This window comes from Frankia sp. Mgl5 (assembly GCF_023242985.1).
GTDB classification, from domain to species: domain Bacteria; phylum Actinomycetota; class Actinomycetes; order Frankiales; family Frankiaceae; genus Parafrankia; species Parafrankia soli.
In genome coordinates this window covers 1-240 of record NZ_JALKFY010000322.1, presented here as the reverse complement: position 1 = coordinate 240, position 240 = coordinate 1, and the positions used below count along the sequence as shown (strand labels likewise).

General features: G+C 57.1%; 1 pseudogene. It reads right to left on the bottom strand.

Going from position 1 to position 240, the window contains the following annotated elements:
• Positions 1-240, bottom strand: a pseudogene (locus tag MXD62_RS09510) (oxidoreductase); the annotation flags it as partial.

The following is a 240-nucleotide window of genomic DNA, read 5'->3' as shown; positions in this document are numbered from 1 at the left end:
GGATTGACCCGCCAGGATAGCCGTATGCCAGGGCAGCCTCACGAAACTGGCTTACCATCGCAGCCGGACCGCAAAAATAGAGGTGCGTGCCCATCGAAAAGTCGGCCATGCTGCCGGGAGTCAACCGTTCTTGTTCACTGGAAAAATAAAACCTGCTCTGCTCACCGTAGCGGGCGCCTATCTCCTGAAAAAAGGGGCACTCCTCGCGCGAACGGGCAGCGTAGTGCAGCTCAAATGTAC